Origin of the sequence: Paenibacillus sp. OAE614 (assembly GCF_040546645.1) — a bacterium.
Classification (GTDB): Bacteria; Bacillota; Bacilli; order Paenibacillales; family Paenibacillaceae; genus Paenibacillus_AQ; species Paenibacillus_AQ favisporus.
The window spans coordinates 321,100-347,203 of sequence record NZ_JBEPOD010000001.1; the positions used below are offsets into that span (position 1 = coordinate 321,100).

Annotated in this window: 20 protein-coding genes; 18 read left to right on the plus strand and 2 right to left on the minus strand. The window is 56.9% G+C overall.

What is annotated here, in order from left to right:
- The first annotated feature begins 101 nt into the window (after nt 1-101).
- The 8 genes from ABIE48_RS01705 to ABIE48_RS01740 all read left to right on the plus strand — a co-directional run bounded on the left by ABIE48_RS01705 (nt 102) and on the right by ABIE48_RS01740 (nt 8,725).
- Nucleotides 102-881, plus strand: coding sequence for a type II secretion system F family protein (locus ABIE48_RS01705; RefSeq protein ID WP_192716618.1), 780 nt, complete (start codon nt 102-104; stop codon nt 879-881).
- Between the two features lie 13 nt (nt 882-894).
- Nucleotides 895-1,767 (plus strand): type II secretion system F family protein, encoded by an 873-nt coding sequence (locus tag ABIE48_RS01710; protein WP_192716293.1) that lies wholly within the window; start codon nt 895-897, stop codon nt 1,765-1,767.
- Between the two features lie 11 nt (nt 1,768-1,778).
- The gene (locus tag ABIE48_RS01715) at nt 1,779-1,967 is read left to right on the plus strand and encodes a Flp1 family type IVb pilin (protein WP_116231932.1); all 189 of its coding nucleotides are present in this window, start codon (nt 1,779-1,781) and stop codon (nt 1,965-1,967) included.
- Nucleotides 1,948-2,634: a TadE family protein gene (locus ABIE48_RS01720; protein WP_354518176.1), complete on the plus strand. Its 687-nt coding sequence runs from the start codon at nt 1,948-1,950 to the stop codon at nt 2,632-2,634. The genes ABIE48_RS01715 and ABIE48_RS01720 overlap by 20 nt, the downstream gene beginning before the upstream one ends.
- 32 nt (nt 2,635-2,666) lie before the next feature.
- Nucleotides 2,667-4,892: a TadE/TadG family type IV pilus assembly protein gene (locus tag ABIE48_RS01725; protein ID WP_192716621.1), complete on the plus strand. Its 2,226-nt coding sequence runs from the start codon at nt 2,667-2,669 to the stop codon at nt 4,890-4,892.
- A complete protein-coding gene (locus ABIE48_RS01730; protein WP_354518178.1) occupies nt 4,861-5,892 on the plus strand; it encodes a TadE/TadG family type IV pilus assembly protein in 1,032 nt (343 codons plus the stop codon). The genes ABIE48_RS01725 and ABIE48_RS01730 overlap by 32 nt, the downstream gene beginning before the upstream one ends.
- Nucleotides 5,893-6,063: 171 nt before the next feature.
- Nucleotides 6,064-6,570 (plus strand): A24 family peptidase, encoded by a 507-nt coding sequence (locus ABIE48_RS01735; protein ID WP_258875279.1) that lies wholly within the window; start codon nt 6,064-6,066, stop codon nt 6,568-6,570.
- Between the two features lie 46 nt (nt 6,571-6,616).
- A complete protein-coding gene (locus tag ABIE48_RS01740) occupies nt 6,617-8,725 on the plus strand; it encodes a DUF6382 and FHA domain-containing protein (protein WP_192716294.1) in 2,109 nt (702 codons plus the stop codon).
- A gap of 17 nt (nt 8,726-8,742) precedes the next feature.
- Here the strand turns inward: ABIE48_RS01740 and ABIE48_RS01745 are convergent, their stop codons facing one another.
- Together ABIE48_RS01745 and ABIE48_RS01750 are read right to left on the minus strand one after the other, a co-directional pair.
- A complete protein-coding gene (locus ABIE48_RS01745; RefSeq protein ID WP_192716295.1) occupies nt 8,743-9,648 on the minus strand; it encodes a TIGR01777 family oxidoreductase in 906 nt (301 codons plus the stop codon).
- A gap of 198 nt (nt 9,649-9,846) precedes the next feature.
- Nucleotides 9,847-10,317, minus strand: coding sequence for a DUF2621 family protein (locus ABIE48_RS01750; protein ID WP_105446035.1), 471 nt, complete (start codon nt 10,315-10,317; stop codon nt 9,847-9,849).
- A 123-nt stretch (nt 10,318-10,440) separates the two neighbouring features.
- Between ABIE48_RS01750 and ABIE48_RS01755 the strand changes: the two genes are divergently transcribed.
- The 10 genes from ABIE48_RS01755 (at nt 10,441) to ABIE48_RS01800 (ending at nt 25,798) form a co-directional block, all read left to right on the plus strand.
- On the plus strand, nt 10,441-11,562 hold the full coding sequence (locus ABIE48_RS01755; protein ID WP_076173461.1) for a deoxyribonuclease IV: 1,122 nt from the start codon (nt 10,441-10,443) through the stop codon (nt 11,560-11,562).
- Between the two features lie 69 nt (nt 11,563-11,631).
- Entirely contained in the window at nt 11,632-12,531 is a 900-nt protein-coding gene (gene purU, locus ABIE48_RS01760; RefSeq protein ID WP_192716296.1) for a formyltetrahydrofolate deformylase, read from the plus strand.
- Nucleotides 12,532-12,897: 366 nt separating this feature from the next.
- A complete protein-coding gene (locus tag ABIE48_RS01765; protein WP_192716297.1) occupies nt 12,898-15,270 on the plus strand; it encodes a DUF7408 domain-containing protein in 2,373 nt (790 codons plus the stop codon).
- Nucleotides 15,267-16,196 carry an ABC transporter ATP-binding protein gene (locus ABIE48_RS01770; RefSeq protein ID WP_145025901.1) on the plus strand — a complete coding sequence of 310 codons (930 nt, stop codon included), beginning with the start codon at nt 15,267-15,269 and terminating at the stop codon, nt 16,194-16,196. The genes ABIE48_RS01765 and ABIE48_RS01770 overlap by 4 nt, the downstream gene beginning before the upstream one ends.
- Complete coding sequence (locus ABIE48_RS01775) at nt 16,193-17,128, plus strand: ABC transporter permease (protein ID WP_192716298.1); 936 nt, start codon at nt 16,193-16,195, stop codon at nt 17,126-17,128. The genes ABIE48_RS01770 and ABIE48_RS01775 overlap by 4 nt, the downstream gene beginning before the upstream one ends.
- Before the next feature lie 85 nt (nt 17,129-17,213).
- Nucleotides 17,214-18,896, plus strand: a complete 1,683-nt coding sequence (locus ABIE48_RS01780; protein ID WP_192716299.1) for a phage tail tape measure protein — start codon at nt 17,214-17,216, stop codon at nt 18,894-18,896.
- A gap of 23 nt (nt 18,897-18,919) precedes the next feature.
- Nucleotides 18,920-19,909: an AAA family ATPase gene (locus ABIE48_RS01785; RefSeq protein ID WP_145025892.1), complete on the plus strand. Its 990-nt coding sequence runs from the start codon at nt 18,920-18,922 to the stop codon at nt 19,907-19,909.
- The gene (locus ABIE48_RS01790) at nt 19,906-20,841 is read left to right on the plus strand and encodes a DUF58 domain-containing protein (protein ID WP_192716300.1); all 936 of its coding nucleotides are present in this window, start codon (nt 19,906-19,908) and stop codon (nt 20,839-20,841) included. Before ABIE48_RS01785 ends, ABIE48_RS01790 begins: the two co-directional genes overlap by 4 nt.
- Nucleotides 20,842-20,874: 33 nt before the next feature.
- On the plus strand, nt 20,875-22,875 hold the full coding sequence (locus ABIE48_RS01795; protein WP_192716301.1) for a vWA domain-containing protein: 2,001 nt from the start codon (nt 20,875-20,877) through the stop codon (nt 22,873-22,875).
- A complete protein-coding gene (locus ABIE48_RS01800; RefSeq protein ID WP_192716302.1) occupies nt 22,859-25,798 on the plus strand; it encodes a VWA domain-containing protein in 2,940 nt (979 codons plus the stop codon). Before ABIE48_RS01795 ends, ABIE48_RS01800 begins: the two co-directional genes overlap by 17 nt.
- Nucleotides 25,799-26,104 lie beyond the last annotated feature (306 nt).

Consider the following 26,104-nt stretch of genomic DNA (forward strand, 5'->3'; position numbering starts at 1 on the left):
GTGAAGCGATGTTACACGAACAGCAGGGAACAGAGAGCGACGGTAACCGGCGGGAGGCCGCTCCTCCCAAGAAGCCAGTCAGGGCGCTCAGAAGGCAAGGCATGGGCGGATCTCCCCCTCCAGAGGGTATAGGGAAGAAGCTTCCGGATTACCAGACTTATGAGCTGAACGGGCTCCAGCGTACGGCATGCATTGCTATTGGGGGCTTGTTATGCTTCGGAATTGGCTATTTATTCTATCACCAATGGCTCGTAGCTATAATCATGGCATCCGGCGGATGGATCGTTCCGCGGTTTTGGAGGGCTCATCTTCTCGAGCGCAGGAGGACTGCGATGAATCTTCACTTTAAGCAGGCGCTGTATTCGCTGTCTTCCTCTCTGTCTGCGGGCAAATCGGTGGAGAACGGTTTTAGGGAGGCTATTCAGGACCTGCGGATGCTCGACCCCGATGCGGAGAATGACCTGATTACCGAGCTGGGCATTATCTGCGCGCGGATGGAGTATGGCGAACCGGTCGAGGATGCATTGAATGACTTCAGCCGCCGTGCCGCAATGGAGGATATTACGAATTTTGCGGATGTGTTCACGACGTGTAAGCGCACGGGCGGGGACCTTGTCGAGGTTGTTCGGCACACCTCAACTGTGATCGGCGAGAAGCTGGATATCAAACAGGAGATCTCGGTCATGATCGCCCAGAAAAAGTTTGAATCCAGAGCCTTGTTGGCTGCGCCTATCCTGATGCTGATGTTTATGAATTTTACGGCCGGAGACTATATGCAGTCGCTGTACAGCGGGATGGGCATCGTGATTTCGACAGGGGCACTGGCGGGACTGGCCGGGTGCCTGCTATGGATTATGAAAATGATGAATATCAAGGTGTGAACGGGGTGAAGTCATGAAATTATTGGCTGCCGTGATGCTGGCTCTGCTGGCGGGAGGTTGGGTGGTGCAGAACCAGCGCTGCGGCGACAAATATAAGCGGTTGATGACATTGCCGATGGAAGGGATTCGGCTGAGAGCGGTGATGCGGCCCATGCTGTACATCATCGACCAATACAAGCTGACTGCTCGTTTTCCGCTCTTTTTCTTCAGGCTTCAGCGCTCGATCCAGAAGATTTACGGGCAGCGGCACAGCGTGGAGATGACGCTCCTGTATGCCGGAGAGATGCTGTGTTACAGCTGGCTGATGCTGATGCTGGGCTGCCTGCTGACGCTTGCCGCCGGGGGGAACACGGGGCTTATTATTGGAGGGCTGCTGGCCATCCTTTTGCCGGCCGCGATCATTAAGGACCTGCACACGAAGGTTGATAAGCGGGACCAGGATATTACGATCGAGCTGGCCGAGCTGCTGAACAAGATCGTCCTGCTGGTCGGAGCCGGCGAGACGGTGCAGAAGGCCATCACGCGATGCGCACGTCAGAAGGAAACCCCAAGGGATCATCCGCTTTATAAGGAACTAATCCGGATGATCGATGATCTGGAAGGCGGATATTCCTTTCAGCAGTCATTTGAGAATTTTAGCAAACGCTGTGCCGTGCAGGAGGTATCCGCGTTTACGACAGCCGTGCTGCTCAATTTGCGGCGAGGGGGCAGCGACTTTGCCATGGCTCTGAACGACTTGTCCCGGGGATTATGGGAGAAGCGCAAGGCCATTACCCGGACACGAGGAGAGCAAGCCTCGTCAAAGCTCGTTTTTCCAATGATGGTCATTTTTATGATCGTGATTGTGCTGGTGGGCACACCGGCTTTTATGATGATGAACATGTAGGAGGGGTATAAATGCTGACAATGATAAGACGAAGCGGCAAGAAATTATGGAAGGACGAGGAGGGGCTCGGAACGCTCGAAATGCTGCTGATTATCGTCGTGATCCTCATTATAGCGCTTCTGTTTAAGAAGCAAATTATGGAGCTTATCAACAAACTGCTGGCTAACGTCAACAAAAAAAGTGAAGAATTTACGAGCTAGGTTAAAAGAATGCGAGGGAAGCTTTACGCTGGAAGCCTCCCTCGTCATGCCGGTCGTTCTGTTCACGACGATGATTCTGCTGTTTCTGTCCCTGTATATGTATCAGCAGAGCATGCTGCATCAAGCGGCGTCCGCAGCCGCGGAGCGCACGGCCTACAGCTGGGATAACAGCCATAAAGAAGCGCTTGACGGCTCGGTTCCGGTCAACCAATATGATTCGCTGTATTGGCGAATGACAGACGATCAATGGCTTGGTGCGTTGTTCGGCTGGGCAGGAGCCGAAAACTCGCAGACAGTACCCGTTCCAAGTACCTCTTCCACGCAAGGGGCGCTGACGGCGATCAAGCTGAGCAAAACCGGCTCGGCAATTCCGGCAGGCATGCAGGGGGATATGACCTATAAAAATGCTCTGCTGCAGCGGAAAGTAACTGCCAGCTTGAACCAAATGATCTCCCTTCGGCCGCTCGATGCCATGCTGGACGAAGGGAGCGAGCTTCGAACCTCCGGGAGTTCTTTGGTCGTGGATCCGGTAGAATTTATCCGCAGCATCCATCTGATGAGATACTACGGCTCGAAGTTCAAGAAGAATGATGCTGGTGAAGGGATGGATCGAGGCAGCGCGGCTGGGGTGCTGCAGCAGCTTCAAGTTTCCGGAAGCCAGCCTTAGGACCTGGAGAGGAGGATTGGCGGGTGTTCGGCATGAGACGCTCGGAAAGTGGATCGGTATCCATCTTTCTTATTGGGGTTTTGGCCATGATTTTTGCGTTTGTCGCATTATTTATCGACTACGCCCGGATCGCGGCGATGAAGGTGCAGAGCGAGCGGTTGGTCCGTGCGGCGGTCCGGTCGGTCATGTCGTCGTACGACCCTGAACTGCAGGAAAGGTATGGACTTTTTGCACACGGCAGCACGAGCGGCGATCAAATTATGGCTGGCGTGCTTAACAGCACGATGGACAAGGGAGACCGCAGCGATCGGTTTGATCTGCTTCCGCTTCAGCTGGACACCTCGTCGCTCAAGATGGAACGGATGCTGGGGGAGTATGACATTTTTAATAGGGAAGTCAGCGAGGAGATGAAGTATAAAGCGCCCATCGACTTTTCTCTGGAACTCGTCAGCAGGTTCAAGCCGCTGTCCGAATCCATGAAGGAAGCCTCGGATACGGTGGATGTCCTGGGCAAGCTGCAGAAGCTGTATGACAAGCGCGAGGAGGCCCTCGATCAGATGCTGGCGGCCCAAAGAAAGGCCGGTCAAAGCCTGAAGGAGGCTCCGGATTTGATCATGAGCCCTGCCGGAGGGGCGATACCGGACCAATCGCTCGGTTCTTCGGAAGTGGTCAGCGCGGCCGACATCGCCGCACAATATGAGGACTACGTAGACAAGGCCAATCAGGATGCAAACCGTGGCGAAGACGAAGAGGAACAGTACAGCTCGGAAATACGGGAGTATAACCGCAGCTCAGGAAAGGTCATTTCCCGCCTGCAGGGCATCCAGTCCTCGGCGGCCAAGAGCCATGCGAAGGAACTCCAGAATGCCTTGGAGTACTGGGAGGAGGCCCGGAGCAGCAACGATAAGATGAAGGAAGTGATTACAGAAGCCGGAAACCGCGGCGGGACCGAAGGCTACGATCAGGTCGGGAGCGCCATAATCCCGGGGGCGGCACCGGAAGCATCCGGAAGCGATCCAGCGGCGATTCATGGCATCCGGGACGGCATAGACCAACTGCTGCTGTCCGATAGTCTGCTTCAGGAATTGAATGATGTAATTAAGACCCAAAAACAGGGTTATAGTGCCTTTAACAACCAGTTATCAACACTTTTATCTTCCCTTGCCGAGTCTTCCGGCGTTCAGGGAAGCAGTGGGCGCATGAAAAATGAGGTGATCCGGGGAGTAAGCGCCGCTGACCGTTATGTCCATGATTACGCCGTGTCAGGCAGTGGGAATAAGCTCGACCGGGTGGCGGGTCAGCTGCAGGAGCATCGGGGATCCGACAAGGAAAGGAAAGAAAAAGAGAAGCAGAGCAAGGCCAGGCTGTCCGAAGCGGCGGGCATTTTGGAAAGCATTAATAAGCTGGACCAGAAAGTGAAGCAGCACAATGAGGAATACCAGGAGCTTCAGCAGTATTACGACGATAGCTTGACCTTTAATAAGGAAGACGCAGGCAGCGAGTACAAGGGGACCGACCTTGATCATGACCCCTATGATGCGGGCAAATCGGCCATGAAGCAGACGGACTCGGTGTATGGATCCATGGGGGGGATGATGTCGGGCATCAAGGACGAACTGTTCCAGAACGAATATGCAGCGCTGTATTTTACCCATTTTGATCTTGGACTGCTGAAAGATGCGGCGGCAAGCCCGGGAAGCCGGCTTGGGGATGCGGTTGCCGATGAGATGAGCGTAAGCCATCAAGAGCTGGAGTATATCGTGTACGGCTTCCATAACCCGGTGGGTAATGTGTCAGCGGCCTATGCCGAAATTTTTGCGGCACGGCTGGCGGTTCGGACCATGGAGGGGCTCGTGAAGAACAGCAAACTGGGAAATCCTCTGCTCGTTCTAGCTGCAGCGCTGCTGTACGGAGTAGAGATGGCCATGGCCGACATGGTGAAGCTCTGCAGGGAAGGATCCATAGAGCTGTCCAGTTACGTCAAGATTCAAATGACATACCGTGACTACTTGAGATTTTTCCTGCTGATCCACAGCGACAATAAGAAGAAAATGTCCAGAATGCTGGCGCTGATTCGTCTGAATACGGGAATTAATCCTGCAGAACGCGCCACGTATGCTTCTGGCGAAGTCCGGATCGGAATGAGGCTGTGGTTTCTGCCCGGCGTGATCCAAATGGCGGGTTATGCCGGAGGCAGTCCGGATAACGTGGAAGGAAACCGTTACTATGTTACGAAAAAAGCGGATTTTGCTTATTGATCGCCTGCACCGCATGAATTGGGGGAGAGCTTCTGCTTTCGCCAAAGCGTTTCCGAAGCGGGGGAAGCGGGAGCTGGGCAGTATCGTCCTGGAAGCCTCATTGGTGCTGCCCGTCTTTTTGTTCTTCGTCATTTTTCTGATTTATATCGTTCAGATGACACTCATTTCTACGGCGCTGCAAAGCACCGTTTCGGATACCGTCAAGCTGGTATCTTCCCACATATATCCGGTGGCTTTGGCCATCCAGCCGGAAGCATCCGCAGGGACGGGAGACGAATCCAAGGAGCGTGACTCCGGGAGCTGGTCGGTTCCCGAGCTGTCGCTAAGCGATTGGGCTTCCCAATATACGGGGGCTCTTCCGTCTCCCCTGAAGGAATGGACGAATGAGGCAGTGGGGCGGGCCGAAGCTCCGCTACAGGATTTAAAAAATCAGACGGCAGAGGCGGTGCTCGATCCGGTGGTCAAACCGATATTGAAGCCACAAGTGCAAAGCCATTTTCTAAGCTACGAGCGAATTCATGTTTCCAATATTCAAATCCCTGACCTCAAGAACAGGACGGATCCGTACTTTGGCATTGAAGTGAGCTACGAGCTGCCGATAAAGGTCCCTTTTATCAATAGAAAAATCGTGATTCAGGCCAAAGCACAGGAACGCCTGTGGATCGGCGCCACTGATGAAGAAGGCTCAGGAGAGGGTGAAGGGGATGTTGATGGACGCACATCCATCAGCATTTTATCCAAACCCGATCCCGCGTATGTAGGCAAAAAGGCCAAGGTGCGCGCCAAGATCGCTCTAAACGGATCGGCAAATTTATCTGTGTTTTATAAAAGCGGTCAAAGCACCGCCAAATACTTGGGGGAAAAGCAGGCGGACGCGGATGGAACTATCGAGTGGGAATGGTGGGTTGGACCTAACACGACACCCGGAACATGGCCCTTCGTCATCACGACTTCGGACGGCCAGCGGCTGGAGGTTATGTTTACCGTTGTAAAGGGATAGCTCATACCTCAATTGGTGGTTTTACCTCAATTGGTGTACTAGCCTCGTTTGGGTCGTGCAAAACCTCTTTTTGGCCTGCTTAACCTCATGTGTCCGATACCTTTACCGTAATTACGGTAACAGTTAGTTTAGTTCAACTACATAAAGAAGGGGAAAGGAGGCGGTTGTACCGTGAATCCAGCCATATATGGATGTGCAGTGCTGATTGCCGCTGCTTTTGTGACCGACATCCGGACGATGAAGATCCCGAATAAGCTAAATTTCAGCGCAATTATCGCGGGGATAACCTTCCACGGAATTTGGGACGGCTGGTCCGGGCTCGCTTTTGCAGGGAAAGGGCTGGCTGCCGGATTCCTGGTGCTGCTCGTCATGTACTGGATGGGCGCGGTCGGAGCCGGAGATGTGAAGCTGTTTGCCGGGATCGGTGCCTGGATGGGCGCTCTGTTTGCGGTCCAGTGCGTGGTTTATTCGGTCATCTTTGCGGGAATCATCGGGCTGTTGATTTCCTTGTGGAGGAGGGACGCAATGAAGCGACTGCGCCAAGCCGCGGGGAGCCTGTCCGGATTTTTTGTATTAAGGAGCCTGACCAGCTTGAGGGGAAATCGGAAAGAGCAGCTTCATTTTCCGTTTATGCTTGCCGTGCTGCCTGGCTTTATATGCGCGTGCATGTATTTATGATTCTTGAGTTTACGAAGTGATAAGTTCCTAGAGATGGTTTTTGGAGGTGAACACCGGTTTGGAGTCCCTGACGCGTGACTTTATTCAACATGACGGAACCTTTATGGTCATTGGCCCTGCTGAAGGGTACCGTCCCGATGAATTAAACAATATAGAGTTATCTATGATTTCGGCCTCCCGGATTGCCAGATTTCTTCCGCTGCGCCTGAAGGAGATGGATCTCCGGGTAACGCTCCAGTATGACATTACAGGCAAGAAGATGCTGTCCCATATGCTAAGGGGAGAGAGGCTCAGCATGCCGGATTATTACGGGCTTTTGTGCCAGGTGGCCGGGACGCTGGAAGAGAGCAAGTCTTACATGCTGCAGCCGGATAAGTATGTGTTGGACGAGGATTACATCTTCGTTGACGGGTCCTTGCACTCGGGAACGCTTTATTTTACCTATGTTCCACTGGAGGAGCCGTTTCAGGACAAGCCGCTGCGAATCCGATTGAAGGAATTAGTCACGCGGCTGATGGCCACGGTCCAGGAGCTAAAGGGAAACGGTGTTCAAAGACTGCTTCAATTCACCGGAGGCGAGGACTTTTCGGTCTCCGGCCTTAAAAAGCTCCTGCTCGAACTGTTAACCGCCGAGGAGGATGATGGACATGGATATGCTGACCATTCGGGAGGCGGCCAGCCGGTAGAAGGGTATCAAAATCATTTTCAGCAGGCTGACAGGCAATGGTTGCCAGGTGGCAGTCGTGTTCCGGGAAAAGGAATAAGAGAAGCAGAAGACTCTGCAGCCAGCAGCGTGGTCCCTTTTCATAAGGCAAGAACAAATGCTCGGGCAGCCGAAGGGGATCGGCCGCGGTCTATGCCATTGCAGAAGGCAGATCGGCAAGGCCTCGAAAGGGACTCCTTTCCGGGAGTGGGCGGGCTTCAGGAAGCATTTGACCAGTGGAACCGGAATCCGGACCGTGACGATGTCTTAGACGCAAACGATGAACGGGAAGTAAACGGAAAGTCTGGTGGAAAGATTTATATTGCTTTGGGCTGTCTATTATGTGCCGCCGTCATCTGGCGGATGATTTATATGCCGAAACCTACGACAAGCTCGCTGCTGATCAGTATCTTATTGACGATTCTGCTTGGTGTGGGGGCTTGGCTTAGCTGGTCTGGAAAGCTAAAGCTGGGCCGTTCTGCGCAGCAAGCGCTGGAAGGAGAAATCCCGGATTTCGGATCGGGTGAAATCGATGATGATCGTCATTCGGCTTCACGAAAGAGAATCCCACGGTTTCAGGTGGAGCAGCTGACCGGCTGGTTCGGCAAAGGCAGCAGGCGAAAGGATCACGATGATGACGATCACGGAACAGATGATGCGGAACCGGATTGGAAGTGGAAGTTTTCGCAGGATTTACTTGCTGCATCAACAGGTATTGAGCTGAGGGGAGGAGGGCAGAGGACAAGCGAGACAAGTTGGCCAAGCTACTCGGCGGTAGGCTCTAACAATAAGGGGCTAGGTCTGGGGAGCGGAGTTGGAAGCGGGGTTGGGATCGGACAGGAAGGACGGGATGGTAGAGAAGAACGGGAAAAACGGGAAGGTCGGGAAGGTCTGGAAACTCCGGCCGACCGGGAACATTATTCGGATATCCGGCAGCGTCTGTGGAGCCACCTTGAGGCTACCCATGCAGCCGGGGTTGAACGTGCGGCCAGCGAGCATGCTGGATCGGATGGAAGCGCCGGGCACGATTTCCGTTTGAAGGAAGGACAGGCTATGTCCGGCACCGGACGAAGTAATGCGACTGTACTTCTATCTGCGCCTGTGGATGGTGCTGCCGGAGGGAAAGGCCGTCGCTCCGGCAGTCCCGGCTATTATTTGATTCGCGAAGGGGAGCAGGGGCGCCCCTCTGAACGGATCGAGCTGAAGCTGCCGCACTTCGTGATTGGAAGGTCGGAAGAGGTTGCCCAGTATGTAGAAGCCTCCACAGGCACCTCGCGCGCGCATGTCGAGCTGGCCAGAAGCAAGGACGGCGGCTACCTGATCAAGGATCTGGGCTCGCGCAACGGAACCAAGCTGCATGGAGAGCCTATGGTGCCCTACAAGGAGTATCCGCTGAATGACGGGGACACTTTTACCATCATCAGTGGAGTCTATACATTCAAGGTATCCTGAGATCCCTTGTAGAACGTTCATCCCGGCTTGTTGGCAAGGTCGTTCAAAGCCTCCTGAAGGCGGGGATACCGGAATTTAAAGCCCAGCTCAAGCGCCTTGGCCGGAAGAATGCGCTGGCCTTCCAAGATGATCAAGGATTGTTCGCCAAGAACGGCCTTCATCATCACGGCGGGTACCGGAAACCAATGTGGCCGGTGATACGCACGGCCAACGGCTTGCCCGAATTGATCGTTGGTAACCGGTTCAGGTGCCGTGGCGTTCACCGGACCCTCGGCCTCCGGATGCGTCATGCAAAACTCGATCAGCCGGACGATGTCTTCCAGATGAATCCAGGACAGCCACTGCCGGCCGCTGCCGATTTTGCCGCCGACCCCCAGCCTGTAGGGGAGGCGCATGATCGGGAAGGCTCCGCCCTGATTTCCAAGCACGACGCCGATGCGCAGCTTGACGAGCCGCACGCCCTGGATGCTGTCGGCAGCGTCTTCCCACCGGCTGACGACATCCGAAGGAAAATCCATGACCCGTTTCGGACTGTTTTCGTCAAAGGTGTCGGTCCATGAGGTGCCGTAGACGGCAATAGCTGAGGCCTGAATGACGACCCCTGGCTTGCTGTGCAGCTCCTCCACAAGCTTGGCGACGGCAGCTACGGTAGTGAGGCGAGAGCGGATAATGCTGTCCTTTGCCTTGGCGGTCCACCGCTGGCTTAATGAAGAACCGGCCAAGTTGACCAGCGCGTCCATGCCCTCCATCAATTCGGGATGGCTCGCAATTTCATCCCACGTATACAACACCAGCCTAGGGTCGCGTTTATGATCGGGCGGAAGCTTGCGGGTGACAACAGTCACCTCGTGCCCGTTCTTGAGCAGATGCTCCGATAGCGCGCTGCCGATAAAGCCGGTACCTCCGCAAATGGCGACTCTCATCCGATCCTCTCCTCCGAAGTTGATTTCATTTTATGATATGTATATAAATAACCCCCGGCAGAGATCAGACTGTCGAAATGAACCCATTTCTTCAATGTGAGCACTCCTGCACGGGGGTGTTCCTTCTATAAAGCGCTATTCTATTTCCCGTTCCCGGGTCTTCGGAAAAGGTCCTGAAAACCCGGTCCCAGCCGCGGATTATTCGTCCATCAGATGCTTGTAAGGTGTATAGTCAATTTGGTTCTTGTTCAGAAAGGCCACCAGGAATTTATTGTCCCGTTTTGGCGTTGCTTTGATATATCCTTGGATGCAGTGATCCTGCGTCACTTCCTTGGCTCCGCTCTCCACCGCAATTTTTCCGATTTCGGCTGCAATCGAATGCTTGGCGATATCCCGGAAGGGACCCGGTACCGGCTTCACCAGTTTGTCCAGAAACGCCTTGGATTCGTCCGTCCACAGATGCCGGCTGGTTTCGACCCAGTAATTCTGCCAGTCCAGCTTGGACTTGCCGTCATTCTTCGGCAGCACCTTCAGAAATTTGCGGATCATAAAATATCCGCCGATCACCATGCACACAAGCAAAATGATGGCCCACACAAATATGGAATTCATAAACGTGTTGGACGGCGCCGTTGCAGTCAGCAACTTTGTGCCCAGTGAACTATGCATATTGTCACCTCTATAAATCGTTTATCGCAGTTATATTCCATTCTTTAGAATTATAACGCATTTATAGATTTATTTCATTATCCACGATAAAATAAGGGATAATTCGTTTAAGGGGGATAAACCATGCTCAAAATTGGTTCTCACGTGTCCTTTTCGGACAAGGGCCTGTTAACTGCAACCAAAGAAGCGGACACCTATGGATCGAGTTCGTTTATGATATATACGGGCGCACCGCAGAATACGCGGCGTAAGCCCATTGAATCGATGTACATCGAAGAAGGCAAAGCCCAAATGAAAGAGAGCGGCATCGACGAAATCGTCGTTCACGCGCCTTACATTATTAACCTCGGCTCTTATAAGTCGAATACGTTTGAGCTCGCCGTAAACTTTTTGCAGGAGGAAATCCGCCGGACCCATGCCATCGGGGTCAAAAACATCGTGCTGCATCCCGGCGCTTACACCGACATGGATGCCGAATACGGCATTCAGCGCATCGCCGACGGCTTGAATGAAGTGCTCGACGGAACCAACGAGACGGAGGTTCATATCGCGCTGGAGACGATGGCCGGCAAAGGCACGGAGATGGGACGCACGTTCGACGAAATCGCCCGTATGATCGACAAGGTGAAGCACAACGAACGCCTGACGATCTGCATGGACACCTGCCACATTCATGACGCCGGTTATGATATCGTGGACGACCTTGATGGCGTGCTGGAAGAGTTCGACCGGATCATCGGTCTGAACCGGATCGGCGTCGTTCATATCAATGACAGTAAAAATCCGCGCGGCGCCGCCAAAGACCGTCATACGCCAATCGGATCCGGCTGGATCGGCTTTGACGCCATCAACCGCGTTGTCCACCACGAGAAGCTGCAAGGGCTCCCGTTCATTCTGGAAACGCCGTGGATCGGCAAGGATGCGAAGACGCAGCGGCCTATGTACGAGGTGGAGATTGCGCTGCTTCGCGGCAATGTCGGCGAACGCTTCGGCTCTGAGTTCCTCGGCCAGGTTGAACAGCTGCATTCCTTCTTTGGCAAACAGGAAGTCGATCCACGCCAATATGTGCTGGACGTGTGGAATGTGCTGAAAACTGACGCCAAGGCGAAGAAAGCCGATCCGCGCGAGCCGATGGAGCGTCTGTACGACATGATTATGGAAGCGGGACTGTTCCCTGAGCTCAGCGAGGAGCAGATCAATCTGCGCCTGACCGCCTGGTTTGCGGGTAAAGGAATTTTGGCGTAAGCCGACAGAATCACAGAGGGGCCATACGGTTCAAGAGAGAGAACACGAGAGAGAGGAATGGATTTACACATGGAATTGCATGTCAAAAAGGAAAACAACACGGGAAACGCGCACGCCAACCGCGCCAGAATGCTGATTTCGTGTCCGGACGGACCGGGAATCGTGGCGGCGGTATCGCATTTTCTGCATCAACACGGCGCGAATATCGTCCAGTCGGACCAATATACGATGGATCCGGAAGGCGGCATGTTCTTTATGCGCGTTGAATTCGACCTGCCGGAGCTGGAGAAGAGGCTGCCGGAGCTGGAAAGCCAATTCAGCGAAGTGGCATCGACCTTCCGGATGGATTGGAAAATGCAGAACGTCAGCCGTAAGAAGAAGCTGGCCATTTTCGTATCCAAGGAAGACCACTGTCTGGTCGAGCTGTTGTGGCAGTGGCAGGCCGGCGACCTGGATGCCGAAATCGCCATGGTGGTCAGCAACCATCCGGATATGAAGGAATATGTGGAATCGTTCGGCATTCCGTACCATCACATTCCGGTGACGGCGGATACGAAGAAGGAAGCGGAGCAGCGCCAGCTTGAAGTTGTGGGCGGTGACATCGACGTGATCATCCTCGCCCGGTATATGCAGATCGTCTCACCGTTCTTTATCGAGCATTACCGCAACCGGATCATCAACATCCACCATTCATTCCTGCCGGCCTTCGTCGGCGGCAAACCGTATGCCCAAGCCTATCAGCGCGGGGTGAAGATCATCGGGGCGACCGCGCACTACGTGACGGAGGAGCTGGATGGGGGACCGATCATCGAGCAGGACGTTCAGCGGGTCAGCCACCGCGACGATGTCAGCGAGCTGAAGCGGATCGGCCGGACGATCGAGCGTGTCGTGCTGGCGCGAGCGGTGAAATGGCATATCGAGGACCGCATTCTGGTGCACGAGAACAAGACGGTCGTTTTTAACGGGTAACCCGCAATAGACAGGCACCCTTGGCGCGAACTATAGCGCAGGCAGCCAGTATCTATGAATCATTGAAAAAATGAATAAAGGCTTTTTGCGTACGAGAAGCGGCTCGCTAGTTTTCAGGAGATGTGACGAGGATGCAGGGTTTGACCCCATCGCGTTCGTCAATAGGATGAATGACATGGAGCTATGGGGATCACCGTGCGCATCAAGCTGTAGGTATATCCGTCCCGCTCTTCATAGAGCGGGATTTTTTTGTCGATTTAGCCCAGTTCGGACAATTTATCCAAAATTATGAAAATATTTTACCAATTTCGCCGCATCCCTATAGTAGAATGACCAAAGAAGCCTGAGAGAAGAGAGGAGACAATCATGCAATCATTTCGACGTTACATAAGGCGGATCGTACTTCCAGTGCTGCTTACCATATGGGTGCTGCTGCTCCTGCCTGGATGGGGCGGTACCGCGAATGCGGAGGATGCCCCTTCCATTTCGCTGAAAACCGAAATCGGCTACAACGGCAAAATGAAAATGGGCAGCTGGAATCCCGTCAAATTCACCCTCACCAGCAGCCAGGATATTTCCGGAGATCTGGTTATCCAGATTGACACCGGACTGGCTCCCGCCACTTACGTCCAGCACGTCGAACTGCCGAAGGATACGGCCAAGGTCGTCATCATGGGCGTTCCGGGGGACAACTTCACCAAGGATACAAATGAAATCCGCTTTTATAAAAATTCATTCCAAAAGGGCAAGCGGGTCAGCTTCAGCTCCGGTACGCCTTATCTGAAAGGCATGCCTGTGACGGCCTCCAATGTGGCTGTTCTGTCGGAGGACCCCGACACGATGAATTTTTTAAACGTGCTGCGGAGCAGCGGGTATGACCTGAACGTTCTGCCGCTGAAAGGCACGGATTTGCCAGAGGATCCGATGCTGCTGGACAGCCTTGACGTCATCGTGCTGAACCGTTTTGCCTCGGACACCTTGTCCAAAGGGCAGGCCGCAGCCGTAGAGCAGTGGGTGCGTTCCGGCGGCGAGCTGGTCCTTGCCGGCGGTGCGGCATATCCGAAGTCGGCGGCCGCTTTCGAGCAGATTGCCCCGGTTCAGTATACGGGCACTTACACGGCATCATCCCTTCCGGAGCTCGCCAAGCTGGGCGGCAAGCCGCTGGAGCTGGGCGGTGAGCTTACGCTCTCCGACACTTCCCCGGTGGAAGGAGGAGAGGTTAGGTATCAGGCCGGCGGCAAGCCGCTCATCGCCTCCCGCCAAGTCGAGCAGGGCACCGTGCTGTATGCAGCCTACGATTTGTCGATGGAACCGCTGGCTTCCTGGAGCGGTCATCCGTCGGTATGGTCGTATCTGCTGCGCGATCACCTGGCGCTGTCCAATCAGCCGAACAACAAATTCAACATGATGCAGAACCAGATGTACAATCTCATCAACGTACTGGATTATTTTCCTTCGCTCAAAATGCCGTCTTTTCCAGTCATGGCCTGGCTGCTCATCGTTTATGCCGTGATTGTGGCCCCGGTGCTGTACTGGATTCTGAAAAAGGCCGACAAGCGCGAGTGGGCCTGGTGGATCATTCCGCTCATCGCGGTTATCGCCAGCGGCACCGTCTACATGATCGGAGCGGCCGATAAAACCAAACAGCTCGCCCATACCATCAACATGCTGGAGCTGGACGGCAAGGGCAATGCCTCGGAGGTCAGCGCTTCGGCGTTCTTTACGCCCCGGAGCGGGGAGTTCACGATTGATTTTCCGGCACATACCTATCTGACGGTTGATCGGACCAACGGGGCTTTCAGCAGCTCGAACCGTTCGAACAGCTTTGTGGAGGTCGGTGATCAGTCGACCCGATTGACCTTGAGTGATATGCCGCAGTGGTCCCTCGCGAAGGTATGGTCCAATCGCCGGGAGAACCGGAAGGTCGGCCAGTTTGATGTGAAGATCCAGCTGGATGCCAAGGGGAACATCGGAGGGCAGGTGACGAACAACACTTCCTATAATCTGAATCATGCGGTGCTGGCGCTAGGCGGAAGCCTGTTTGAGCTCGGCGACTTCGGCAAAGGGGAAACCAAGCCCCTATCGGGTGCCAGTAAACCGACCGCCGTTAATCCGTACAATATGGCCAACCAAATCTTTGGCAATCTTACCGGAGGCCAGGCGGACGAATTTACACGGGAACGCGAAATTCTGATGACCACGGTTCCGAACACGGCATGGTATCAGTCAGGCTCCTACGTGATGGCCTGGAGCAAGGATCCGCTGGTCAGCTACAACATGGAGGGCAAGAAGCTGGAAGGCAATCAGCTGAACCTGTGGGCACAGCCCATTTCCATCGACTGGGCGCAGAACGGAAAGCTCAACATTCCTTTCGGGTTTATTCAGCCGAAGGTTACGCAGATATCGTCACCGGGATGGTATGAAGATCCGAGCGGAACCACCGAAATGGACCAAGGCAGCATCACCTTCGAGTACACGGTGCCTGCGCTGAAGCAGGGTGCCTCTGCCGTGCTGACTCTCCGTGCGAACAACCCCGGGAAGAAAACGGAATACCAGATTTTCAACAATGACAAACAGACTTGGGACCCGGTAACCTGGGATGCCACCAAGCAGTGGAAGGCTGAGAAGAACGTCCAACAATACTTGGCGGGCGGCCGGATTCGCCTGATGCTGACAGCCCAGGAGCACGTCCAGTTGAAACTTCCGGAGATCAGCCTGAAGGGGGCGGAGAAGCCATGATCGAAATCGAACATTTAACGAAAACTTATGGGAGCTTTCAAGCGTTAAAAGATATTAATATGTACATTCCGCAGGGAACCGTTTTTGGATTCGTCGGTCCGAACGGGGCCGGCAAATCGACGACGATGTCGATCCTGGCCACGCTTATGCTGCCCACTTCGGGCACCGCGCGGGTAGACGGCTTTGAAGTGACCGAAAACCCCAAGGAGGTCCGCAAAAGAATCGGCTACATGCCGGATTTCTTCGGGGTCTATGACCAGCTGAAAACGACGGAGTACCTGCATTTTTACGGAGCCAGCTACAACATCCCGCGCGGGGAGCGGGACAAATTGATTCCCCAGCTGCTGGAGCTCGTCAACCTGAGCGACAAAGCGGACACCTACGTCGACAGCCTGTCCCGGGGGATGAAGCAGCGGCTGTGCCTGGCCAGATGCCTGGTGCATGACCCTAAGGTGCTCATTCTCGACGAACCGGCATCCGGGCTTGACCCGCGGGCGCGCATCGAAATGCGCGAAATTCTGAAGGAACTGAAGCTGATGGGCAAAACGATCATCATCTCCTCGCACATCCTGCCCGAGCTGGCGGAAATGGTCGATGAAATCGGCGTCATTGAGCACGGGCAAATGGTCGCCCAAGGCCGGGTGGCCGATATCCAGAATCGTCTTCGCGTCAAAAAAGTGCTTCACATCCGTTCGCTGGATAGGGAAGAAGAGCTTGCGGCACGGCTGCGGGACGAACCTTACGTCAGCGGCGTGCTTGCCGACAACACCGGCATCCATGTCCATTTCGGCGGCGGGGATGAGGATCAGGGAGCCCTGCTTCAGAGAATCGTCTCATGGGGTTACCCCGTACTTTCGTTTCACGAGGCGCAGACCAACCTGGAAGACGTATTCCTCGAAATTACGAAAGGAGGGCCCGCGACATGAATTGGACGCGCAAATGGATCAATCCCGTGCTGGATAAGGAATTCCGGCTGCGGATGCGGACCCCCCGGTCGGCGATTTCCCTGATGGTGTATATTTTGGTTCTCGGGCTGATCGCCCTGGGCTTTATCTATGTCAGCATGTACCTCGGGAACGGCGGCGGGCAGACCCGATTCAACTCGGGCATGGGCCAGATCATGTTCTATGTGCTGAGCTTTGCCCAGCTGGTGCTGATCGCATTCATGGCACCGGCGCTGACGGCGGGCGTCATTAGCAGCGAACGGGAAAAGCAGACGCTCAGCATGCTGCTAACCACCCAACAGAGCTCGTCGACGATCATTTTGAGCAAGCTGGTATCCTCGCTCAGCTTTATGGCCTTGATCGTGGTAGCGACGCTGCCGGTATACAGCATTGTATTTATGTATGGCGGCATCTCCCTGAATCAGCTGGTCTCACTGTTCCTGTTCTATCTGTTCATTATGCTGATGCTGGGATCGCTGGGGGTTCTTTTCTCCACGCTGCTGAAGCGGACGATGATCTCCGTGATCGTGACCTATGGCGTGGGATTGTGCATCTTTTTGCTGACGGGACTGCTGTATCTGTTCGCCCTGAGCTTGGTTCAGAGACAAAATGCACAATCAGTGCTGCAGCCGGATTACTCCTGGGTTGGTTATATCCTTGGCCTGAATCCGGCGGCGGCGCTGATCAGCTTATTCGAACCGAGCTTTTCCAAACAGGCTTTCCTCGTCCGGGGAACGACGCTCAACGCGGATGCGCCGATTCAGCTGTGGCAGGAATTTGTGGTGGTGTACAGCGTAGTCATCATTGTGTCGCTCTGGTTTAGCATCCGCCGGATTCGCCCCGTTCGCCGTAGAAGGAAGCAGGCAGAGACAGACGGCACAGATGGCGGAGCAACGATGGAACCTGTGAAGTAAGTGCTGGACGGGATCATAAGGAAGCAGGACGGGATGAGAAGGACAGCTACCGAATATTTATTCATTTAAAAAGGAGGTAGAAACCATGGACCCTATCATGCAGGCGATTCACCGGGCCCGCGCCCGTCTGCAGGTCTTCAGAATGCTGAGGTATTTGGCATATGGGTTGTCCTGCGGTTTGACGGCGGCGCTGCTTTTCTTGCTCGCCGCCAGGCTGTGGCCGATTCCTTTCTACCAGCTGGCGGCTGCCGGGCTTGCGGTAGCAGGAGCGGCCGCCGGTCTGGCCGCCGGGCTGCTGCACCGCATCCGTGTGAAGGAAGCGGCTGAAGCGATGGATCTCGCCAGCGGCAGTGCGGAGCGAAGCGACATGATGGTGACCGCATTGTCTTTTGCCGGGAACGATTCGGCGGCGGCGCGATGGCAGCGGACCCAGGCGTCCGAATACGGACGCCTGTTTGCGGCACAGATGAAGACAAGGCTGAGAAGGCCGAAGCTGACGAAGTGGTGGGCTGGCTGCGGCGGGGGGCTTGCCGTATGCATTGCTCTGGCGCTGCTGCCAAGCCCGATGGATGACAAACTTGCCCAGGCGGCGGAGCAGAAGCAGTGGGTTCAGGAGCAGCGAAAGAAAACGGAGGATCTGGTGAAAGAGCTCGAAACGAAGAAGCTGGATCTGACGGCGAAAAAACCGCTGGACGACCACCTCAAGACGCTGCAAAAGGAACTGGACGGGACCAAAGATCCGGACCGTGCCTTGGAGCAGCTGGAGAAAACGATGAAGGCGATGGAGCAGACGGCCAAACAGCAGGAAGAGAAGGCGCGGAACCTGTCGGAGCTGGGCCGGAAGATGCAGCAGACGCCCCAGCTGTCTTCCATCGGGAAGAGCCTGGAGCAGAAGGATCAGGCTGCGATGAAAAAAGCGCTGGACCAGCTGAAGCAGCAGATCCGGAAGCTGTCGCCGGAAGAGAAAGAGCAGCTGCGGGAGGCTCTGAAGAAGATGGCCGAAGAGGCCGGGAAGAAACAGGACACCAAGGCCCTTCAAGAAGCGATGAGCAAGGCGGAGCAGGCACTGGCCGGCACGGACCCTTCCAAGCTGGACGAAGCCCTGAAGGGGCTGGAGGATGAGCTGGCCAAAGCGATTGCCGCGAGCCAGGCGTCTTCCAGCCAATCCGACGCCGCTTCGGCATTGGCCGCAAGCCTGGCATCGCAGGGGCTCGGCCTGGCTTCGCAGATGACGGCGGCCGGCATGCCCGTATCGGATGCCTGGGCCACCGGCGGCGCGGCGGAACAGCTGGCCCTGGCGGATTCGGCCGGGATGGGCGAGCCTTCGGACACCGGCGGAGGCGATCCATCGGAGCCGATTGACGGGGCGGGCCAAGGTAATAGTCCCGGCCAGGGATCCGGCAGTGGATCCGGAAGCGGATCCGGTTCCGGTGCCGGACAGGGCGGCTCCGGACGCAGCGGGGCCGGCCAGGGACCGGGCGGTTCCGGTGCAGGTCTTGGCCAAGGCGGACGCGAGCTCGTGACGACGCCGCGCGAGTTTGCCGGCAAAGGGAACGTGCAGGCGGACACCGGTCCGATCCAAGGCGGAGGCGGAACGGTCCAGAAAGGCGGCGTCGCCCCGGGAGTCGAGGGAGCGAGCCGACCTTACGAGGAAGTGTACAAAGAATATGAGGCCGAGGCCAAAAAGTCGCTGGGGCGCAGCGATCTGCCGCAGCAGATGCAGGGTCTGGTCGAGGAATATTTTACGGGAATCAATCCGAATCCCTGATCCACAATTGAGGAGGAAGGTTAATGCTGGATACGCAAATTCAACCGGAAGCTTGGAAGGAGACGATATCCCGGGTACGGGGGCAGATCGCCGAGGTGATCGTGGGCCAGCAGGAGGTCGTCGAGCAGATGCTATGGTGCATCTTCGCAGGAGGCCACGCCCTTCTGGAGGGCATTCCCGGTCTGGGCAAGACGATGCTGGTCCGCACGATTGCCGATACGCTCGACTTGTCGTTCTCGCGAATCCAGTTTACGCCGGATTTGATGCCAAGCGACATTACAGGCACGCAGGTCATCTCTTTCGGCCGTCAGGGGGAGACTTCGATGTCCTTTCAGCGCGGGCCGCTCTTCAGCAGCATCGTGCTGGCGGACGAGATCAACCGGGCGACCCCGAAAACGCAGAGCGCTTTGCTGGAGGCGATGCAGGAGAAAACGGTGACGGTTGGCAGCGAGACGCACGTTCTGCCGAAACCGTTCTTCGTCCTGGCGACGCAAAACCCGCTTGAAAACGAAGGGACCTATCCGCTGCCGGAAGCCCAGCTGGACCGGTTCCTGCTCAAAATTCTCGTGCCGTATCCGGGAAGCGAGGAGCTGAAGGAAATCGTCCGGCGGACAACGACGAACCGCCAGCCGGAGGTGCGGAAGCAGGCCGGTGCCGCTGAGCTGCTGGAAATCCAGCAGGGAGCAAGGGAAGTGCTGGTCGCCGATGAAGTGCTGGATTATGCGGCCAGGCTGCTGATGATGACCCATCCGGAAGAAGCGACGGCGCCGGAGGGCATCAAGAAGTACGTGCGCTTCGGTTCGGGGCCGCGCGGCATCCAGTCGATCATTTCGGCGGGGAAGGTCCGGGCGGTCTGCCAAGGCAGGATGCACCTGTCCACCGGCGATATCCATGCCGTCGCGGTGCCGGCACTGCGGCACCGGATATTTTTGAACTTTGAAGGCCAGGCCATGGGCATTACGACGGACCAGGTGATCCGCGAGATGCTCGAGCGGGCGGAGGCGCAGGGATGAGCGCGGAATACCTGCTGCCCCCGGACTGGATGGTCCGGCTGGAGCGGATGAGCCTTGGCTCTGCGAAGCGTGTGGCCGGTACCCTGCAGGGCAAGCGGCGCTCCAGCCGGCTCGGCTCTTCGCTCGAATTCGCCGATTACCGGCCTTACGCTCCCGGGGATGACATCCGCCGGTTCGACTGGGGCGTGTATGCGCGGACAGGCAAGCCGTTCGTCCGGCAGTTTATGGACGAGCAGGAGCTGATGGTCAGTCTGTACGTGGACTGCTCGGCATCGATGGATTTTGCAGGCGGGGCCCGGGGACGGGAGGGGAATGGGAATGAAGCGATTCCCTCCAAGCTGCGGTATGCGAAGCAGCTGGCCGCCAGCATCGGATATGTTGCGCTGTGCTCTTACGAACGGCTGCAGGCCTGCTGCTTCAGCAGCCAGATCGGAGCCCGCCTGCCCGTGCTCCGCGGGCGCGGGGCGGCCCATCGGCTGTTTCGGTTTTTTCAGGACGCGGCCCCCGGAGAAGAAGGAAGCCTGGCGGCCGCCTTCGGCGCACCAGGAGCGATGCCCAGACTGCCGGGGATGACCTGGATCTTCTCGGACTTTTGGCTGGATGAACGGGAGGAGGATCTCGGGCTGATGCTGAGCCGCTTAAGAGGGGCGGGGCAGGAGGTCGTACTCGTTCAGGTGCTGGCCCCGGAGGAAATCGACCCGGCCTACAGCGGCGACCTAAGGCTGATCGACAGCGAGCTGGGCACCGGGAAGGATATCGCCTTCACCGGCAAAGTGTTACGGGCCTACCAGGACGAGCTTGAACGGTATCAGGAATACCTGATGAAGCTGGCTGCAGATCGCGGCATGACCTTCATCCGGGTTTCGACAGATATGAGCCTGCAAAAGGCGGTGTTTGGCGTAATGGCGGAGGCAGGTCTCGTCATCGCGTGACGAGCTTGGCTTACAGAGAAAGGGGGAAGCATTGTGGGAATCGGTTCATGGGCAGGGCTGTGGTTTGCGCTCAGCATACCGGCGATTCTGCTGATGTATTTGCTCAAACGCAAGTTTATAGACACCACCGTGCCCAGCCACCTGCTGTGGGACCGGGTGCTGAAAAATATCGAAGCCAACCGCCCGTGGCAGAAGCTGCAAAATCGTCTGCTGCTGTGGCTGCAGCTGCTTGCCGCCGCGCTGCTCGTTTTTGCCCTGCTGCAGCCTTATCTGTGGGTATCCGGAAATAGCGGGGGGCATATCGTCTTCGTTGCCGATACATCCGGTAGCATGGGTGCAATAGCGGCGCCGCCAGCCGGCAATGCAGAACAGTCTTCCCAGGACCCGCAGGAGACGCGGATCGAACGAATGAAATCCGAGATGAAGCAGTACGTGAAGAAGCATGCCCGCGGCAGCGAGGTTACCCTGCTCAGCATGAAATCCGAGCCCGACGTGATCATTTCCCGGGAAAAGGATGCGAAGCGCATTCAGGATGCGATCGACGGTCTCACGCCTTACTACGGTCAGGCGGCGTATAATGAGACACTGTCGCTGGCCTCTGCGCTTACGCGGGAGGAGCAGAACGCCGAGGTTGTTCTTTTTACGGACGGCGAATGGAAGGGCGCCAGCGACCAGGTGACGTTTGAAGTTCCTGCACATGCGGTCCTGGTTGGAAACGGTCCGGTGAAAAATGCCGGCATCCAGCAGTTTGGCATTCAGCAGGACAAGGAAGGTAATGATGCGGTGGCCGTGCTCGGCTCAAGCGGGACATGGGATGCGCCGGTCGATGTACGCATTTATGGGGACAACAAGCTGCTGCGTACCGAATCGGCCGATCTTACCCGGCACAGCGCCACGCTGGTTCTGCAGTCTCTGCCGCCGGCTGACGTGTACCGGATTGAGCTGGATGGCGATGACGGATATGCCGCGGACAATACAGCTTACGCTTTTGGGAAAAGCAGCCGGGAGCCGAGCATTCTGCTGCTGACGCCGGGCAATCTGTTTCTGGAAAAGGCGCTGCAGCTGACCGGAGCGCAGGTGACCCGGATGACAACGGAAGAGCCCAGCAATTCCGCGAAAACGGCGGATTCAGGGAACGCTGCGTCTGTTCCACAGGTTCCCAAGGATCCGCCGGATTTGATCGTTGTGGACGGGCAGGCGCCTGAATTTACGAAGGAAGGTTCCTGGAGGCAGCTGCTTGAAGAGACCCCGCTGTGGTCGATCGGTGGCAGCGGTTCGGAAGTCAAGGTGAACGGTCAGGAGCCTAAAGTATCCGATCATCCGGTGAACCGGTACATTACGCTGAAAGGCCTCTACGTGGGCGAGCTGCACAAGGAACCGCTGCCGGCCTGGGCCGAGCCGCTGGTGACGATCGGCGGTACGCCGGCGGTATATGCGGGCAAGGAAGCGGGACATCCGCGGCTGTCGTTTCTGTTCCGGCTGCAGGACACGGATCTTCCGCTGTCGGCGGAGTTTCCGATTCTCGTCCATAACGCGGTTTCTTGGCTGAACGAAGGCGAAGGCACGGGTCTCGGCAGGGTAACAGCCGGATCGGGCATGGAGGTGCCGATCGCAGCGGATGCGGAGCAAGCGGAATGGAAGGTGCAGCATACCGGGGTGCCTGGTGCGGGAGCGCCGGTTCCGGAGGTGCAAAAACGGGAGCGGGCGATATCCTCCCTGCAGACGGCGCCGCTAGTACCCGGATTGTATGCTTTTGAAGAGCGAAACAGTCAGGGGGACACCATCAGCTATCTGGTGGAGACGGCTGCCGATCCTTTTGAGGGGACCTTTGTCTCCTCTAAGCCGGTTGTTTTGAAATCGGGGCAAGACGATACAGGCAGGGCTGAGGCAGGTGCCGGAGAACAGGCAGGGAATCCGGGAACAGATGGGAAAATCGGTCAAAGCCGCTACTCGCTCATGTGGCTGGCCGCCGCCGTCGTACTGCTGATGATCGTGACCGAATGGGGGGTGTACCAGCGTGGGCGTTCAATTTAATCACCCTTGGCTGCTGCTCTTGCTCCTTCCGCTGGCGCTTCTGATGGTGTATGCGTACAAATCGGACTTTCGCCTGGCCGGCCGCCGCAAGACCTGGGCGATCGCCATCCGTTCCGTGATCCTGCTGCTGCTCGTGCTGATGCTGTCCGGATTGCAATCTTATACTGTATTGCACCAAAAGAAGGTCGTATATGTCGTCGACCGCTCGATGAGCATGACGGACACGGAAAGCGCCGAAGCGTTTATTGGACAATCGGCCAAAGGCAAGGAAGCGAAGGACACCATCGCGGTGGTATCAACAGGTCTGGACGCGGCTGTTGAGCAAAAAGAGACCCGTGAGCTCCCGGACTCCCTTCGGCTGAATGCGGACCTGAAGCGGGAATACACGAATCTGGAAGCCGGCATGACACTCTCCGGGAGCATGCTGGACAGCCGCTCGGATTCCCGGATCGTCCTGATCACTGACGGGGAGGAGAATGTCGGCAGCATGCTGTCGGCTGGACGGCTGTTGAAGGACCAGGGCATCCCGGTTGACGTGCTGGAGATGCCTTCGTCCGAACAGCAGGACGTCTCCGTGGAGGAAGTCAAAGTCCCGGAGAAGCTCTACCAAGCAGAGTCCTATTATATTGAAGTGCTGGTGCGGAGCACTTATAAAGGCAAGGGTGAGCTCCGGCTGTATGAAGACAACGCCGAGATCGGACGCGAGTCGGTGGACGTGACCCCGGGAGACAACCGATACGCCGTGAAGGGGCTGGCGAAAAAAACGGGGCTTCACCGCTACCGTGCCGAAATTTTTATGGACGGCGACCGCCAGTCGGCCAACAATGCGGGATATGCCTTTACCCGGGTGGAAGGTCCGCCCAAGGTGCTGATCGTGGAAGGCGAGAAGGGAAACGCGGCCAATCTTGCGTCTGCCCTCTCATCGGGCCTGGTTCAGTATGAGCGGATCGATCCGAGTGTTCTGCCGCTGGAGCCGGCGAAATATGCAGCGTATGACTCCATCATTTTTAACAACGTTTCCGGTGACCAGGTTGGCGAGCGGCGGATGGCCATGATCGAACAGGCGGTCCGCACCTACGGGGTCGGCTTTATGATGGCCGGTGGCGAGGACAGTTACGGCATGGGCGGCTATTTCAAGACGCCGATCGAAAAGCTGCTCCCCGTCTCCATGGAGCTGGAGGGCAAGCGGGAGATCCCGTCCCTCGGTCTGATCCTGGTCATTGACCGTTCGGGCAGCATGAGCGGGGACAAAATGGAGCTCGCCAAGGAAGCAGCGATCCGTACGGTGGAGATGCTGAGATCCAAGGATACGGTCGGCGTGCTCGCCTTTGATTCCCAGCCGTGGTGGGTGGTGGCCCCTCAGCCCCTGGCGAACGGCAAGGAGGATGTCATCTCACAGATCCAATCCATCCAAAGCGAGGGCGGGACCGATATTTACCCGGCTGCAGCGTCTGCTGTGGAAGAAATGCTGAAGGTCAAGGCCCAGCGGAAGCATATCATTCTGATGACCGACGGACAGTCGGCCGGAAACGGCGGATACAGCGATTTGATCGAGCAAATGAAGGGCGGCAAAATCACGATGTCCACGGTTGCGGTCGGAATGGACGCAGACGTCAATCTGCTGCAGTCGCTGGCGGATGAGGCCAAGGGCCGATACTACTTTGTGGATGACGCTTCGTCGATACCGTCCATTTTCAGCCGCGAAGCCGCGATGATGTCCAAGTCCTACATCGTGGACAAGCCGTTTGTGCCGGCACTGCAAAACGGCGGGGACTGGACGTCTTTGTTCGAAAATGGCGTGCCGCAAGTTTACGGCTATGTCGCCACCACGCCGAAGCAGGGGGCGCAGACGGTGCTGACCAGTCCGGAGCCCGACCCGCTGCTGGCGAGGTGGCAGTACGGATCCGGCCGAACCGTCGCCTGGACGAGCGACCTGATGGGCAAATGGTCGAAGGACTGGGTAGCTTGGCCCGCCTTCTCCAATGTCGTGACCCAGATGGTAAAGTGGACCTTCCCGCAGTTTACGGCTTCCCCGTATGAGGTAAGTACGCAGATCGAGGGGAACCGGGTCCGCTTTGAAGTCAAATCGGATACGGCGGGCACGGATCAACTGCAGGCGGTCATTACCGGGGATGATTTGCAGGAACATAAGGTGGATCTCGTTCAGGAGGCGCCGGGAAGCTATACCGGAGAGCTGCCGGTGGACCAGTCCGGTTCGTATCTGATGACGCTGCTCGATGGCAGCGGCAAGCCGGCTGCGCCCGGCACCGGGCTGGTCGTCCCTTACTCCCCGGAATACCGGATTGCGGACGGGAATGCGGATCAGGGGCTTCAGCGATTGGCTGAGCTGACCGGCGGCCGGATGCTGTCGATGGACCATCCGGAGCAGGTATTTGCCGCCAAAGCCAAGCCGAGCCGCCAGCTCCATGATTGGAGCTATGCGCTGCTGGCCGCGGCCCTGGTGCTGTGGGTGGCGGACATTGCCGTCCGCCGCCTGGCGCTCCCATGGGGCGCCATCGCTGCGCGGGCCGCCGCCATCCTGCGGCGGCGGCAAGCACCGGCCGGCGGGGCGGAGGCCCCGGACGCCGGCCTGGGCAGGCTGGCGGCGCGCAAGCAGCGCACCGCCGCCTTCTACGGCGGCCGCTCTGCCGGGCCGCCGGCACCGGCGCCGCAGGCGCGCGCTGAGCGCGGCGCGGCCGGCGCCAGCGGGCGCAGCCCGCAGGAAGCCGGAGCGGAGCGTCCGGCTTCGGGGGCGTCCCGCCCGGCGGCTTCGCCTTCGCCGCCGCGCGGGACGCCAACAGCCCGGCAGCCGGTGGCCGGGCCGGGCAAGGAAGCTGCGGCGCAAAGCCCGCCGCAGCCGGAGGAAGAGCGGTCCGCAGCGATGGACCGCCTGCTGGCCGCGCGTAAGCGGAATCCGCGCTAGAGCTCGCAGCATCCATGACTGTCTGTCGAAAGCTTACAGCAGAACTCGCCCTAACAACCGGACCGCAGCCATGATTGTCTGCTGTACGCTTAAAAGCGAACTCGCCCTGACAATCGGACAGCAGGCACGACAGCTGTTCATCTGCAACCAGAATTTACGCTAGGGTGGCCTGCTTCGACAGTCTGCCCGCGGTCCGCTCATGCGAGCAGAATTCGCGCCGGGGCGGGCCAGCATCGACACGGGCGCCATCCTCTGGTGAGGATCCACGCCAAATTTACTCAAACCAAAGAACCCCTTGGAGGCAGG